This is a genomic window from Pontiella sulfatireligans (assembly GCF_900890705.1).
Taxonomy (GTDB): domain Bacteria; phylum Verrucomicrobiota; class Kiritimatiellia; order Kiritimatiellales; family Pontiellaceae; genus Pontiella; species Pontiella sulfatireligans.
The window spans coordinates 2,723,467-2,737,151 of sequence record NZ_CAAHFH010000001.1 but is presented as its reverse complement, the minus strand read 5'-3'; the positions used below and the strand labels follow the sequence as shown (position 1 = coordinate 2,737,151).

The 13,685-nt window shown below is 56.8% G+C and carries 13 protein-coding genes; 3 read left to right on the top strand and 10 right to left on the bottom strand.

The window, feature by feature from the left end; all coding sequences use genetic code 11:
* Positions 1 to 47: 47 nt before the first annotated feature.
* From SCARR_RS09210 to SCARR_RS09195, 4 genes are all read right to left on the bottom strand, one after another.
* Positions 48 to 230, bottom strand: coding sequence for a hypothetical protein (locus SCARR_RS09210; protein ID WP_136061284.1), 183 nt, complete (start codon positions 228 to 230; stop codon positions 48 to 50).
* A 110-nt stretch (positions 231 to 340) separates the two neighbouring features.
* Entirely contained in the window at positions 341 to 829 is a 489-nt protein-coding gene (locus tag SCARR_RS09205) for a SixA phosphatase family protein (RefSeq protein WP_168433165.1), read from the bottom strand.
* Positions 822 to 1,217 (bottom strand): cytidine deaminase, encoded by a 396-nt coding sequence (locus tag SCARR_RS09200; protein WP_136061280.1) that lies wholly within the window; start codon positions 1,215 to 1,217, stop codon positions 822 to 824. The genes SCARR_RS09205 and SCARR_RS09200 overlap by 8 nt, the downstream gene beginning before the upstream one ends.
* Before the next feature lie 134 nt (positions 1,218 to 1,351).
* On the bottom strand, positions 1,352 to 2,176 hold the full coding sequence (locus tag SCARR_RS09195) for a purine-nucleoside phosphorylase (RefSeq protein ID WP_136061278.1): 825 nt from the start codon (positions 2,174 to 2,176) through the stop codon (positions 1,352 to 1,354).
* Between the two features lie 111 nt (positions 2,177 to 2,287).
* Between SCARR_RS09195 and SCARR_RS09190 the strand changes: the two genes are divergently transcribed.
* Positions 2,288 to 3,958 carry a SulP family inorganic anion transporter gene (locus SCARR_RS09190; RefSeq protein ID WP_136061276.1) on the top strand — a complete coding sequence of 557 codons (1,671 nt, stop codon included), beginning with the start codon at positions 2,288 to 2,290 and terminating at the stop codon, positions 3,956 to 3,958.
* Between the two features lie 18 nt (positions 3,959 to 3,976).
* On the opposite strand, the gene SCARR_RS09185 is transcribed toward SCARR_RS09190, so the two are convergent.
* The 6 genes from SCARR_RS09185 to SCARR_RS09160 all read right to left on the bottom strand — a co-directional run bounded on the left by SCARR_RS09185 (position 3,977) and on the right by SCARR_RS09160 (position 8,520).
* Entirely contained in the window at positions 3,977 to 5,155 is a 1,179-nt protein-coding gene (locus tag SCARR_RS09185; RefSeq protein ID WP_136061274.1) for a M20/M25/M40 family metallo-hydrolase, read from the bottom strand.
* Positions 5,156 to 5,250: 95 nt separating this feature from the next.
* Positions 5,251 to 5,634, bottom strand: a complete 384-nt coding sequence (locus tag SCARR_RS09180) for a PIN domain-containing protein (protein WP_136061272.1) — start codon at positions 5,632 to 5,634, stop codon at positions 5,251 to 5,253.
* A complete protein-coding gene (locus SCARR_RS09175; RefSeq protein ID WP_136061271.1) occupies positions 5,634 to 5,888 on the bottom strand; it encodes a ribbon-helix-helix protein, CopG family in 255 nt (84 codons plus the stop codon). The genes SCARR_RS09180 and SCARR_RS09175 overlap by 1 nt, the downstream gene beginning before the upstream one ends.
* Positions 5,889 to 6,151: 263 nt before the next feature.
* Positions 6,152 to 6,775, bottom strand: coding sequence for a S66 peptidase family protein (locus SCARR_RS09170; protein ID WP_168433164.1), 624 nt, complete (start codon positions 6,773 to 6,775; stop codon positions 6,152 to 6,154).
* Between the two features lie 145 nt (positions 6,776 to 6,920).
* Positions 6,921 to 7,169, bottom strand: coding sequence for a GNAT family N-acetyltransferase (locus tag SCARR_RS09165; protein ID WP_136061267.1), 249 nt, complete (start codon positions 7,167 to 7,169; stop codon positions 6,921 to 6,923).
* A gap of 61 nt (positions 7,170 to 7,230) precedes the next feature.
* On the bottom strand, positions 7,231 to 8,520 hold the full coding sequence (locus tag SCARR_RS09160) for a thymidine phosphorylase (protein WP_136061265.1): 1,290 nt from the start codon (positions 8,518 to 8,520) through the stop codon (positions 7,231 to 7,233).
* 136 nt (positions 8,521 to 8,656) lie between these two features.
* Here SCARR_RS09160 and SCARR_RS09155 point away from each other — a divergent pair, with 136 nt between their 5' ends.
* Together SCARR_RS09155 and SCARR_RS09150 are read left to right on the top strand one after the other, a co-directional pair.
* The gene (locus SCARR_RS09155; RefSeq protein ID WP_136061264.1) at positions 8,657 to 10,423 is read left to right on the top strand and encodes an autotransporter assembly complex protein TamA; all 1,767 of its coding nucleotides are present in this window, start codon (positions 8,657 to 8,659) and stop codon (positions 10,421 to 10,423) included.
* Positions 10,423 to 13,632 carry a translocation/assembly module TamB domain-containing protein gene (locus SCARR_RS09150; RefSeq protein ID WP_136061262.1) on the top strand — a complete coding sequence of 1,070 codons (3,210 nt, stop codon included), beginning with the start codon at positions 10,423 to 10,425 and terminating at the stop codon, positions 13,630 to 13,632. The genes SCARR_RS09155 and SCARR_RS09150 overlap by 1 nt, the downstream gene beginning before the upstream one ends.
* Positions 13,633 to 13,685 lie beyond the last annotated feature (53 nt).

Sequence of the window (13,685 nt, the reverse complement as noted above, 5' to 3'; positions counted from 1 at the left end):
AAAAACGCTCCAAACGGAGCGTTTTTCAGTCTATAACAACCCGTGCCTTAAGCACCGGTTTCGCGGATCGCTGCGTGGATCTGCTTGGTGTTCATGTGGATCAGCTGCTCTTCAGTGATGCCGGCGCCCACGAGGCGCTTCTTCTGTTCGCTCAGGCGGCGACGCTTTAAACGCGCCTTTTTGACCGGGCGACGAAGCGGTTTCTTACGCATTGCTCTTCTAATTCTCATGTCAAACCTCTTCCCATTCTCTGGTTAAAAAAATCAGTCGCAGAAACTACACGGCCTCTATTCGGTGCGCAACCCTTATTTAGCGAAAATTTATGGCTAAAACACTGCGTTTAGGACGGTTTCTTCGGATAGTCGAAATCGGCCAGCTCGCCGGGGCAGACGCCGGCCGCTTTCCAGCGGTGGGTGTCGAGGCGGATCGCTGCAATGCTGCAGGTGGGCATGTTTTTAATTCGTACGCCCGAAAGCTGGCTGGCCAGCCAGCTCATGCCGGGGTTGTGGCCCACGAGCATGGCCGAGTCGAATCCGTCGTCCAGCGATTGCACAATCTCCAGCAAAGTGCTGAGAGAGGCTTCGTAGATGGTTTCGTCATACACCAGCGTTTGGGCCGGAACATTGAGCAGCTCCAGGGTTTCGAGGGCGCGCTTGGCCGGACTGCAGACCATGATGTCCGGTTCGACGCCACGCATTTTTAGGCGCCGGCCCATTTCCGGGGCGTCGCGTCGGCCGCGTTTGTTGAGCGGGCGGTCAAAGTCGTCCACGCCGGTGTGCCAGTCAGATTTAGCGTGGCGAACGAGATAGAGGGGTTTGCCGTCAGTCATTGGATGCTCTAAAATCAAAGCTGTGTGGCAGAAGTTCGCCGAGCGTGGTGGTGGCAAAGCCGTCTTTTTGCGCCACATAGACGGGAAAGTCTGGTCCGCAGAATTCAACCAGCACCTGCCGGCAGGCGCCGCATGGAAACGGAGCGGGCTCGCCGGAGGCTGCGATGGCGATGGCCGTAAATTGGATTTGCCCCGCCGCCACCGCTGAAAAGACCGCCGTGCGCTCCGCGCAGTTGGTTAGGCCGAACGACGCGTTTTCCACATTGCATCCGAGGAATACGGTTCCGTCGGCGCACAGCAGCGCCGCTCCAACGCGGTAGTTGGAGTAGGGCGCATGCGCGTTTTCAAGCGCCTGAGATGCAATCTCTATCAGTTGTTGTGGCTTCATGGTGCTTCCTTCGTTTAGTCAGAAAAATTGACGGCAGAAATATTATTCCGAGGGTAAGGTTTCAAATGTAATGCGATTTCGCGGAATGTTGATCCACCATGATGGGCACATCTTTCTCCTACTATCTTTCTGCCTTAAGCTTCCCCGGCCAGTTTTTCCAGGAATCGGGTGATGGTTTTTTTCATGCGGGGCATCGCTTCGGCGGCGGTTTGGTTGACGTCTTCGTGGGTGAGCTTGGTGGGGCTGATGCCGGCCGCCCAGTTGCAGATGCAGGAGAGGCCGGCCACGCGCATGCCAAGCGCGTTGGCCACAACCGCTTCAGGGACGGTCGACATGCCGACGGCGTCGGCGCCCATGGCGCGGTATTGATTAATCTCGGCCGGGGTTTCGAAGGTGGGGCCGGAGGTGGCGATGTAGACGCCTTCCGCATCCGCGCCGGCTTGCAGCAGTTTTTTGCGCAGCGGTTTGGCGTAGATTTCCGACTGGTCGGGGAAGCGCGTGCCCAATCTCGGGTTGTACGGTCCGATAAGCGGGTTGGAGCCGAGCATGTTGATGTGGTCGGAGATGGCCATCAGCGAGCCGGGGCCGAGGTCGTCGCGGATGCCGCCGGAGGCGTTGGTGAGCAGGATGGTTTCGGCGCCGAGTGCGTGGAGCAGATAGACCGGCAGAATGACCGGCGTCCAGCCTTCGCCTTCGTACCAATGGCGTCGGCCTTGAAAAATGAAGGCCTCCATGCCGCTGATCTCGGTCGAGAGTAGTTTTCCGGCATGTCCCATCACGCCGGTTTGTCCAAAGCCGGGGATTTGGGCGTAGGCCAGTTCCTTGCCTTGGAGGTCCGCAATGGCCTCGCCCCAGCCGGAGCCGAGGATCAGTCCGCATTTGGGTTTGGCGTCCGGCCATTTTTTCTGGACGGCTTCTACGGCGGAATCGAGCGTGAGCGGATTGATTTGTGTATTCATAAGGATGCAGTCTAGGGATAAGCGCGGGCCGAATCAATCATCAGATTAGGTTTGAACGGAATGGGCTTTTTAAACAGAGTGAAACACTGTTTTTCACGAGGATGCCGTTAGATGCTAAAGAGGTTGTTTCCATTTTTGAGTTGGCGGTTTGCCAAGGGCGATGTCCGTGCTGACTTTGTATCTGGCTTAACGGTGGCGCTGGTGCTGATTCCGCAGTCAATGGCGTATGCCCAGCTCGCCGGCCTTCCGGCGGTGGTGGGGCTCTATGCGGCGTGCATTCCGGTGATGATCGGCGCGTTGTGGGGGTCGTCGCACCATCTGCAGACGGGGCCGGTGGCGATGACCTCGCTGTTGACGGGAACCATTTTAATGCAGTTGGCGGTGCCGGAGAGCGCAACGTATGTGGCGTTGGCCGGCTTGCTGGCGGTTATGGTCGGATGCATCCGCCTGTTCGTCGGGGCCACTCGGCTGGCCGTGTTGGCCAATTTTCTCTCGAAACCTGTCATTGATGGTTTTGTTCATGCGGGCGTGCTGGTGATCGCCTCATCTCAGGTCAGCAAGCTGTTCGGGCTGGAGATGGCCAAGGGCGGCTGGTATTTGCGCAACCTGTGGGATCTGCTCTGTCGTCTGGGCGAGTTGAATCTGACGGCGGCGGTGCTTGGTTGTGCATCGATTGTATTGCTGGTGTTGGTGAAGCGGTTTCTGCCCAAGCTTCCCGCATCGTTGGTAGTGGTGGCCCTTGCAACCTTGAGCGTGTCTTTGCTGGGGCTTCACGATCCGGAACGGATGGCCGCTTCGGTTGGTGTGGTGGGCCATATTCCAATGGGGCTGCCTCGGCCGGTTTCAATCGATATTGATTGGGGGATGATTGGCAAGATGCTTCCGGGGGCGTTCGTCATTGCCTTCGTCGGCTTCATGGAAATGTGCGGTGTGGCTAAAGCCGTCGCCGTTCAAAGCCGGCAAAGGCTGGACCTGAATCAGGAGCTGATTGGGCAGGGATTAGCCGCGGTTTCCTCGGGCCTAACCGGCGGCTATACGGTGAGCGGGTCCTTGTCGCGCACTGCGCTCAACTATGCCTCTGGTGCAAAGACGGGACTCAGCGCCGTGTTCACCGGAATGTTTATGGTCCTTTTTCTCATGTTCCTTGCGGGCGCCATCTACTGCCTGCCCACGGCCACGCTCGGTGCCGTCATTATTGTGGCAGTCGTAAAACTGCTGAACTTCAAACGGCTGTTCAGCTATTGGAAAGTTAGCCGATGGGAAGGCCTCGTCGCGTTGCTGACGTTTGCGGCCACCTTGCTGTTCGCGCCGCAGCTGCAAAACGGCATCCTGCTCGGCGCGGCGCTTTCGATCGTGATTTTCCTGTTCCAGACGATGAAGCCCAACGTCGCGCTGCTTGGTCGTCACGAAGACGGCTCATACCGCACCTACGACCGGTATGATCTGGCGATCGACCCCCGCATGCCGGTGATCCGCTTCGACGGTCGCCTCTTCTTTGCGAACGTGTCCTATTTCGAGGACATGTTGCTAGACACCTGCGGCAAGTTTCAGGAGGCCGAGTTCATCGCCATCGACTGCCAGGGCATCAACGCGATTGATGCGACGGGCGTGGAAATGCTGGGCGAGATGGTTACAATATTGCGGGAAAACCATGTGGAACTGCTGTTTTGCCAAATGAAGACTCCGGTTCGGCAGCTGCTCCAACGCGCCGGCCTTTTCGACAAGATCGGCGAGGAAAACTTTTTCCACCGCATAGACACCGCCCGCATCCGGGTCGGTTAACGGCATGTAGTCCAGCCTTTAGGCTGATGCGCGAGAAAGGTTCGCGATGTTTAGCAGGACATCGCAGGCGGTGTGGAATTCCTTGATGTCCACATACTCTTCCAACTGGTGGAACTTGTGCGAGCCGCAGCCGAGGGTGACGGTCGGGAGCCCTTTTTCGTTAAAGTTATTGGCGTCGAGCCCGGCGTCCATCACGAGCGGGTTGGGTTTCTTGTCGACCGCTTCGACGGCCTTGCTGGCAATCTTGACGCACGGTTCTGACTTTTTGAGCCGGAAGGCGCGGTAGTCGCTGATGGTGCTGAACTTAACCTTGCCGCATTTGCTTTTGTCGTTGGTGACGCTTTTGGCGGCTTGCTCGAAACTGGTTTTGTAGACCTTCACGATCTGTTCGAGGAACGCCGGGCTGTGGCTGCGGCACTCGCCGGTCATAACGGCGATGTCCATCACCTGGTTGTTGGTTTCGCCGCCTCTCATGGAGCCAAGGTTGGACGTGCCGACGCGGTTGCCTTTGATGATTTTTCCGAAGTAACCCTTCTCTGCAATCGTGGCCATTGCCTTGGAGGCGATGAGTCCGGCGGAGATGCCCTTGTGCGGTTCGAGGCCGGCGTGGGTGGAGATGCCTTTGATCTCCGCCTGCCAGCGGACGGCGCTCATTGCGCCGATGACGATTTCGTTCGGCTCCTGCCCGTCGAGGTTGAAGCCCATCGCCGGGTTGCCCAAATCTTTGAAGCGCACCATGCGCGAGCCGTGCAGTCCATTCTCTTCGGCAATAGGGAAAAGCAGGGTGATTGGCGGGTGGGGGATTTTGTTTTTGAGCAGGGTCTCGGCCAACGTCACGATGGCCGCGCAGCCGGAGCGGTCGTCGCCTCCGAGCCCGGTGTTGCCTTTGGCGACGATGCGTCCGCCTTTCACCATCGGCACCGCGCCCTTGCATAGCGGCACCGTATCCATGTGTGCTGAAAACATGATGCGCGTGGCTCCCTTAATGGTTCCCGGCAGTTTCACGATCAAGTTGCCGATCTCGAACCCTTCACCGAGCCGCTTGTGCGCGTCGTCGGTTTTGATCCACGCCTTCTTGCATCCGGCGGCGATCAGTTTTTTCGTGATGGCTTCAACCACTTGGCTTTCCTGCCCCGTAGGGCCGGGAACGGCAAGCAGATCGAGCAGGTGGGAGAGGGCTTTGTCTTTATTGATCATGATTCTTCCTTCGTAGATGGAGCTTCCAGCCCCGTTTGATTCATTAACACGTGTTACCCAAACCAACGGAGCTGGAAGCTCCGTCTACGACTGCTTTACCACGCCTTGTTCACCACCACGTCCTTCATGGGGTAGTGCTTTTTGTTGAGTGTATGGATCTGACCGCCGTTCACAAGCGCGGTTGCGGCGAGGAGGGCATCATTCGGGTCGACGCCATGGCTGGGATTCCATGTCCTGAATAGCCGGCCGGCTTCATCGACAATGCTCTGGTCGACAACGGCGGTTTTAAACTGGGACAGCAGCAGCATCGTCAGCTCCTCTTCGTTGGGACGCATGAAGAAGACCACTTCCGCCCGCTGCATGGCGCCGGTCCATAGTTCCATGGCCGGATCGTTCACCATCTTGCGCAGGTAGTTGATGGCTTTGCGTTCGCCCCGCAAATGCCAGATCAGGACGTCGGCATCGATGAATGCTTTCATTAACGCATCCTTTCAAAGGAAGCGCGAAAAGCCGTCCGCGCAGCTTCAACGGATTCCTGGGAGCTCTCGTCGCGTTTCCATGCTCCAAACGATTGGTCGAGGAATCCTGACTCCTCTTCATGTTCTACTTTGGCGGCATAGAGTTCGACCGCCCGTTCCACCACTTGCTTCTTAGTGCTGTGCAACTGGCGCGCCAGGCTGTTGATGCGAGCCGCGACCGATTCGTCGATCCGTGCTGAAAATACTTTATCCATTTCGGGGCTCCTGATTACGTATACATGAATATGTAAACATTTCCTCGGTGTCAAGGCTAGGGCAGGATAATATCCAACATAAGCTGCGAGGGTTCAACGGGTTGATCCGATATTTCAAAAAGGATTTCCGCCACCAGAGCTTTGAGCGATGAATACCACACCTAAACAGGTGTGGTATAAAGTTGGTGCTGCAAACTGCGGTTGCGGGGCAAAACTGCGGCTGTCAGCTCTCATCGCGCCTACCGCGCCAATTTCTGTTGCTGCTAAACAAGCGACTGAGTGAGTGTCGCCTTTCCATTGTCGACCATCAACTCGGCTAGTGCCCCGTTAATCAGCGTCATGTTGGGAGGTTTATGGCCGATATCGGCATCGTAGACAATCGGGATATTCAATCCCTTTGTGCAATGCTCGATGGCTTCGAGGTAGCTGAGGCCGGATGCGTCGCTGGCGTCTGGGCCGCTGTTTCTTCCGAAAACAATTCCGGTTGCATCATTAAACCAACCCGCCATGCGCAGTTGCCGCAAGGCGCGGGTCAGGGCACAGGGGGATAGTTCGCAGTTTTCGAGATAGACGATGATGCCGTCCTGCCGGAACGTGTCGCTGAAGTGCGCCATGTCGCCATACGGTGTTCCCGCCAAGTTTCCTATGACATCGATGCAACCTCCAATCAGCCGGCCCGAAAAGCGCGCCGCCGGCGAACCATCGAGCAGCTTCCATTTCGTGGGATCGGTCAGGTTGTAGGTTGTTTCAAGGTTGTCGCTGAAGCTGATGAATTCCGTTTGGTATTTCTCGTTGCTTTGTTGGGTGAACATCTCGCCTTTGGACAGCTTTAGGATCTGCAATGCCTGACAGGAAAGGGGATCGGCCTGCGTGGGGATGAGATCCATGAAGTTGATTCCGTGCGCCGTGGCAATACCTATTTTCAGGGTAAGGGCCAATAGGAGTGTCGAGGTGTCCGAATACCCGTCCGTATCGCTTATTTCGAGACAGAGGATCGATCACGATGTGATGCAGCAGGAAGCTGTGATAATTTCAGGTGACCCATGATTCACTTTTTCGCTCCTCCTTGGCATAGAGGTAGCCGACCATGGTGTCGGAATCCGTTGCCACCAGAACCAGAGACTCAGGTTCTTCAATAACGTTCTTAAACCACGCGCAGAATGCAGCGTCATCCGGCGTCGCTTTGAAAAATGCAGGAAAATTATCCGCATGCATTTTCTGTAGGATTTGACTGAGTCGGGCGATGTCTTTGAGGTCGGATGGTTTTGCGATTCTGATCATGTTCTTTTGCTCGGCAGTTGGTTGGATTCTTTCTGTAAATGATGCGACTGAAAAAAAACTGTTAACTTGAGACAATTTCGAGGATCAGTGGCGGTGGTTCGATGGTATTGTCGGAAATCTCGAAGGCGGATTCCAGCAGCTGTTGAAGCTGCGCTTCGTCTTCGTGTCCGTTTGAGTGGATCGTGCAGAGCGGTTCGCCTTCTTCAACGCGCTCGCCGATTTTCTTGAGGTCGGAAATCCCGACGGCGTGGTCGATCGCGTCGGTGGTTTTCGCCCGCCCGGCGCCGAGCAGGAGGGAGGCGCGGCCGATGGCATCGGCGTCGGCTTTGGAAACATAACCGGATTTTGGGGAGGGCAGGGGGATTTGGTTGCTCGCGACGGGAAGCCCGGCGTCGAGGTCGCCGCCGTGGCAGGCGACCATTTGGCGGAATTTTTGGAGGGCGGTACCGTCTTGGAGGTGTAGGGCGGGGTTCGAGACCCCGCCTCCGAGGTCGAGGACCTCGGCTACACGCAGCATGTGTTCGGCCAGAGTGATGGTGAGGCCTTGGGCGTCGGCGGGGCCATTGCCAGAAAGAATGTCAAGTGATTCCTGGATTTCGAGGGCGTTACCAACGGCGCGTCCGAGGGGCTGGTTCATGTCGGTGATGAGGGCGACAACCTTCTTGCCCATGGCAACGCCGGTATCGACGAGGCCTTTGGCCAAGGCGCGGGCGCTTTCGATGTCTTTCATAAAGGCGCCGGAGCCGCATTTAACGTCGAGCACAAGCGAGTCGATCCCTTCCGCCATTTTCTTCGACATAATGCTCGAAACAATCAAAGGAATGGAGGGGACCGTGGCGGTGACGTCGCGCAGGGCGTAGAGTTTTTTATCGGCGGGGGCGATCTCGGCGGTTTGGCCGATCATGGAGCAACCGACCTTTTCCAGGGTTTGGAAAAACTCCTGTTCGCTCAGTCCAACGCGGTAGCCGGGAATGGATTCGAGTTTGTCGAGCGTTCCGCCGGTGATGCCGAGGCCTCGCCCGGAGATCATCGGGACGGTAGCGCCGCAGGCGGCGACGAGCGGGGCGAGGGGAATGGAGATTTTATCGCCGATCCCGCCGGTGGAATGCTTGTCGACTTTAATGCCGGAGATTTGGTTGGGGTCGATGACCTTGCCGGATTCCATCATGGCGACGGTCAGGTCGGCGGTTTCGCGGGCGTTCATGCCGTTGAAATAGATGGCCATGGCGAGGGCGGCCATTTGGTAGTCAGGGATGGTCCCATCGGTGTAGCCGGCGATAAAGGCGCGGATGTCCGCGGTATCGAGCTCGGCTCCGTCGCGTTTCTTTTCGATAATCCATTGAGGCAGCATGTCGCAACGGTACGCGTGCTGATGCGGCGATGGCAATCCAAAAGCTATTGATGGATTATCGGTTGCATCTGGTGCTGAATAGTACAGATTACACTATGACCTTTCTGACGAACATTCGTTAGCTGTGCATGGAGTTATGAACTTGAGATTTAACAAAGGGCTTGTGCTGTTTTTTCTGCTGGCGCTGACCGGTCTGGCGATCTTTGCGGATTCGCCGACGGTGGCCTATAAGCCGGAGATGCAGGGAGCGGGTGACCGTGCGGTGAAGAACGCCGTCAAGGCTTCTGCTCAAACGTTCCGGCTGGTCGACCGTCCGCCTGCAACGATCGGACAACTGCGCCGGCGGGTGGAGAAAGATCTGCCCATGATCGGAAAGGTGCTGGAGTCGCGCGGGTATTACGAAGGCCGCGTGGCTTCTGAAATTAATCAGGACAAGGATCCGGTGCGGGCCCGCTTTAATGTTGAGTTGGGGCCTCAGTATGCTTTTGGGGAAATCCAGTTTCAGTTTACCAACAATACGGATGCGGCTGTTGGGAAAATTCCTCCTCGCTTGAAGAAGGGTGCGGGGGCGGTGGCCGAGGATATGTTTGCTGAAGAGCGCCGCGTTCTAAGCCAGCTGCAACGTATAGGCTACCCTTTTCCCGCGCTTGGGAAGCGATCGGTCGAGGTGGATCGGGAGCATCGCCGCGTGAATGTGGCGCTGGTGTTTGATCCCGGCGTTTGCGCGTTTTACGGCGGCCTTGAAGTGGAAGGTTTGGAATCGTTGGATGTTGAGTACATGGAACGAATTCTCCCGTGGAAAACGGGCGACAAGTATGACTCCAAGCAGGTCTCGGAGTTGGAAAGAAAACTGCTTTCCTCCGGCCTGTTCGGCACGGCCCGTGTTGCGCTGCAACCGCAGCCTCAAGGGTCGAATTCAATTCCGGTGAAAATAACCGCGTCGGAGCGTGATTTACGGACGATACGCTTTGGAGTGGGCTATAGTGATATCGGAGCAAGCGCCAAGGTGATCTGGGAGCATCGGAATCTGTTTGGCAGCGGAGAAAATTTCCGCACGGAGTTTAATTATTCGCCGATTGAATACAGAGTGAATTCAACTTTGGAGCGCCCCGGGTTTTTCCGTGCAAGCCAGTCGTTGATCCTTGGTCTTGAGGCCTCGCGTAAAGAGCCCGATGCGTACCATGCCGATCAGCTGATCAGCAGCGCCATTGTTAAGCGTGAGTTCACCCGCTACATCATGGGAGGCAGCGGGCTGCGCTATAAATATTCGAAGGTTGACCAGCTCGATGCAACCGAAGAGTTCAGCTATCTAATCCTGCCGGTTTTCTGTGAGTTCGATAACCGCAATGATAAGCTCAATCCGGTGCGAGGCGTGCAGTTTTTTGCGAGCAGCAGCTATTATGAAGATCTGAACGGAAAGGCGTCGTTCGTGAAAACGGAGCTGGAGGGCCGCGCCTATAAAATGTTGTGGAAAGGGCCGCGGCTTTCCACTGCGCTCCGTCTGGCCTTTGGTTCGATCGATGGCGCGGCGGTGGAAAACATTCCGGCCGATGAACGGTTCTATGCCGGCGGCGGCGGTTCGGTCCGGGGCTATGAATACCAGAAGATCGGCCCGCAGGTGGGCGATACCCCGGTGGGCGGATCGCAGGTGGCGGAATATTCCGTGGAGCTGCGCCTGCAGCCGGGCAAGAACCTGGGCTATGCCGCTTTTATTGACGGCGGCGCGATATACAACGACCTCGCTGACCATACCGATCGCGACTTCCGGCATGGTGCGGGGTTGGGGCTTCGCTATTTTACCGGGATCGGTCCGCTGCGTGTCGATTTTGCCTATCCGCTTAATCCGACCGATGAACAGGAAAAAAAGGTTCAGTTCTACATCAGTCTGGGGCAGGCGTTTTGATGAAAAAGAAACATTCCAGAAGGGGTAAAATTGCGTTGGCTCTGCTGATTGCACCTTTCCTCCTGTTCGCGTTGCTGCAAAGTCCTCTGGGCAAAGCGTGGCTTGGGCGCTCGTTGTCGAAGCAGCTGAGCCGTCCAGAAAGTATTGAGGTCAGCATTGGAAAGATCAGCGGCATGATTCCTTCTGATATGCGGGTGGCTTCGGTGGAGATCCGCGACGACGGCGGCCTCTGGCTGAAGGCCGAAGGGCTGCATTGCCGATGGGTGATGAAGGCGCTGTTTTCAGGACTCATTAAGGTGGAGCGGCTGGGCGCAGAGCGCATTGAACTTACCCGCCTTCCAACGCCTGGCCCGGAGCCGCGGCCTCCGCGGGAGTTCAAAGGATTTAAACCCTTGGATATTGATCTTGGTGGTTTCGACATCAAAGAGCTGCGGCTGGGGGCCGCCGTTGCCGGGACTCCGTTGAAGTATGCCGTGCATGCCGGCGGCATTCGGCTGCGGTCCACGGGGGAGTGCTCCGGAGCGTTGAGCGTGAGCGGCGATGCGACCGGCCAAGTTGATGTTTCCGCGCCGCCGGCCGGCACGGAAGACTATTTGTTTAAAGCAACCGCCGAGTTGCGGGAACTTTGTAAGTTGGATATGGGCCTCCCGGGGCTGTCGGGGCGCGCCGAAGCAACGGTGTCGGCTTCCGGGGCGGCAATTACGCTTGAAGCTTCTGCCGAGGACTATGAATTTGGAATGGATGCCCGCGTTGCGCGAAAAAAGGGTCTGTGGGGCGTGGAATTTGAACGGCTGGCCGTCCTGTGGATGGATAGAGTCAGCGTTGAGGTGGCTGGCGATCTTTGGCCGGACTTCATTGCGCTGCAGGGGTCGCTTGCGGAGCTTGATATTGAGACGCTTCCCATCGCTGGAATATCCAACGTAACCGGGCGGCTCAGCGGCCAATTCTCATTGACCGGTTCTCTTGCGGAGCCGGAAGTGGAAGCCTCGCTGGATGTGATGGACCTGACCACGACGCAAATGGCCTTGGACGAGCTGCCCCATCTAAACCTTCATGTGGATGCCTGGCAACGGAACGGGCGGTTTCACGGGGAAATCACCAATGCCGTCTCTGGGAGCCTGCAGGCGAGTGCCGACGTTCCCTGTGTATTGTCGTTGCAGCCGTTTCTTTTCGAACTGAATCCAGATGCATGCAAGGCCTCGCTCACCGCTAACCTGAACCTGGAGCTATTGAACAGAATGACGGCTTTGAAGGAGCAGCGTGTTCGGGGGCGGCTAGGTGCAAATCTGGTGTTTGACGGGTTGTCAGAAGAAAAGCTTGCGGGTTGTTTAATCCTTGAAAGCGGGGGGTATGAGTACGCCTCCGCGGCGTTGTCGGAATTGTCGGGCCGTGCCGATGTAAAGGTTTCGGATTCCGGAGCGGCCATAACGCTTGGCGCCTCGGCGGAGGGCGCCGAATTTAAAATGGATGCGCGCGTTGCGCAAAGCAACGGCCTGTGGGGGGTGGAGCTTGAACAGCTGGCCGTCCGGTGGCAGGATGCGGTCGACTTTGAGCTTGCCGGAGGAGTTTGGCCCGACTCCATTCAACTGGAAGGGAAGCTGTCGGAGTTTGACATAGGGAAACTTCCAATCGCTGCAATATCCAACTACACCGGCCACCTGAGCGGCCAGGTTGCGTTGACCGGTTCGCTGGCTGTGCCGGAAGTGGAAGCCTCGCTGGAGGTGACGGACCTTTCCACGGCGCAAATGGGCTTGGAGGAGCTGCCCCATTTGAACCTTCATGCGGCTGTCTCGCAGCGGAACGGGAGGCTGCATGGTGAAACGAGAATGACCAACGCCGTCTCGGGGAGCCTGCAGGCGGTCGTCGATGCGCCCTGTGAATTCTCGCTGCAGCCGTTTCTTTTCGAGCTGCATCCCGATGCATGCAAGGCCTCGCTCAACGCCGATCTGAACCTAGCGATATTGAACGGCATCGCGACCTTGAGTGATCAGAACATACGGGGACAGCTGGGAGCAAATCTTGTGCTTAACGGAACGCCAGAAGAAAAACTCGATGGCCATATCACCCTTGAAAACGGGTTTTATGAGCACTATGCCTGGGGCGTTGTTGTGCGGGACATCCATGCGGATTGGGAGGCCTCGGACAAGGGGTTGCTGGTCAAGCAGATGACGGCGAACGATGGGGGTTCGGGACGCATAACGGTTGGGGGCGGCATTGGCCTTTCGGAATCCGGCCTGCCGCTGGATTTGCAGATCATGATTGAGAAGGCGCACCTGATCCACCGCGAAGAAGTGGATGCTGTGCTTTCGGCCAATCTCCATGTGGGCAGCCTGCTGTCTAATCCCTCGCTGGAAGGCAAGCTGGTAATCGACCGTGCCGATATTCTGCTCGATAACATTGCTCCGCCCGGCCCTGGCCTGCTGACTGATTTTGATGCATCAGCCGTCACCAATGAAGCAGAGGTTGCCGCGGTGAAAAAAGAACCTCCCTTTACGATGGATGTTGCGGTTTTAATGCCGGATCAAATTTTCGTTAACTCGGCCGTGATCGATTCTGTATGGGGCGGCACTTTGAAGCTTAAGAGTGGTGCGGAAGGTATGACGGTTGCCGGTATGATTCGACCCAGGCGAGGGTTTGTTGAGTTTGTCGGGAAAAAATTCCGGATGAAGAATGAGGGTGGAATTAGGCTGAACGCCGCGGACCCGGCCTCGTCATCGATTAATATTAAGGCGGAGTATGCCCGCAGCGAGATTACTGCTGAGCTGGGGTTGGTGGGGAAATTGAGCAATCCGAAGTATACGCTTACCTCCACTCCGGCGATGCCGGAAGATGAAATCCTTTCCTACGTGTTGTTCGGACAGGACACGTCTTCCGTTTCGCCCTACCAGGCGTATCAGATTGCGATGGCGGCCAAACAGCTTGCAGGTGGAATGAGCGGCCCCGGCTTTATTTATAAGGTGCGGCGGGCCGTGGGCATCGACACGCTGGAATGGAACGAGCCGGAGACGGAGGACGAAAAATCAACGTTGGTTGCTGGAAAATATGTGGGCACAGGGCTGTATCTGGAAGTGAACAGTACGTTCGAAGACGAGGAAGACAGCACCGGCGTGATGGCGGAGTATGAGATTACCCCGCACTTTTCCGTCGAAACGAGTACCGGGCCGCAGATGCGCCCGGGGATTGGTGTAAACTGGAAGAATGATTATTAGGGGCATGGCGCCGAAACGGGCGTTTGAAGCAAGGGCTTGAGATGGCCGCGGTT

Coding starts and splice junctions, on each gene's coding strand:
- SCARR_RS09210 (WP_136061284.1), bottom strand. CDS start 230: ATGAGAATTAGAAGAGCAATGCGTAAGAAACCGCTTCGTCGCCCGGTC.
- SCARR_RS09205 (WP_168433165.1), bottom strand. CDS start 829: ATGACTGACGGCAAACCCCTCTATCTCGTTCGCCACGCTAAATCTGAC.
- SCARR_RS09200 (WP_136061280.1), bottom strand. CDS start 1,217: ATGAAGCCACAACAACTGATAGAGATTGCATCTCAGGCGCTTGAAAAC.
- SCARR_RS09195 (WP_136061278.1), bottom strand. CDS start 2,176: ATGAATACACAAATCAATCCGCTCACGCTCGATTCCGCCGTAGAAGCC.
- SCARR_RS09190 (WP_136061276.1), top strand. CDS start 2,288: ATGCTAAAGAGGTTGTTTCCATTTTTGAGTTGGCGGTTTGCCAAGGGC.
- SCARR_RS09185 (WP_136061274.1), bottom strand. CDS start 5,155: ATGATCAATAAAGACAAAGCCCTCTCCCACCTGCTCGATCTGCTTGCC.
- SCARR_RS09180 (WP_136061272.1), bottom strand. CDS start 5,634: ATGAAAGCATTCATCGATGCCGACGTCCTGATCTGGCATTTGCGGGGC.
- SCARR_RS09175 (WP_136061271.1), bottom strand. CDS start 5,888: ATGGATAAAGTATTTTCAGCACGGATCGACGAATCGGTCGCGGCTCGC.
- SCARR_RS09170 (WP_168433164.1), bottom strand. CDS start 6,775: ATGGATCTCATCCCCACGCAGGCCGATCCCCTTTCCTGTCAGGCATTG.
- SCARR_RS09165 (WP_136061267.1), bottom strand. CDS start 7,169: ATGATCAGAATCGCAAAACCATCCGACCTCAAAGACATCGCCCGACTC.
- SCARR_RS09160 (WP_136061265.1), bottom strand. CDS start 8,520: ATGCTGCCTCAATGGATTATCGAAAAGAAACGCGACGGAGCCGAGCTC.
- SCARR_RS09155 (WP_136061264.1), top strand. CDS start 8,657: ATGAACTTGAGATTTAACAAAGGGCTTGTGCTGTTTTTTCTGCTGGCG.
- SCARR_RS09150 (WP_136061262.1), top strand. CDS start 10,423: ATGAAAAAGAAACATTCCAGAAGGGGTAAAATTGCGTTGGCTCTGCTG.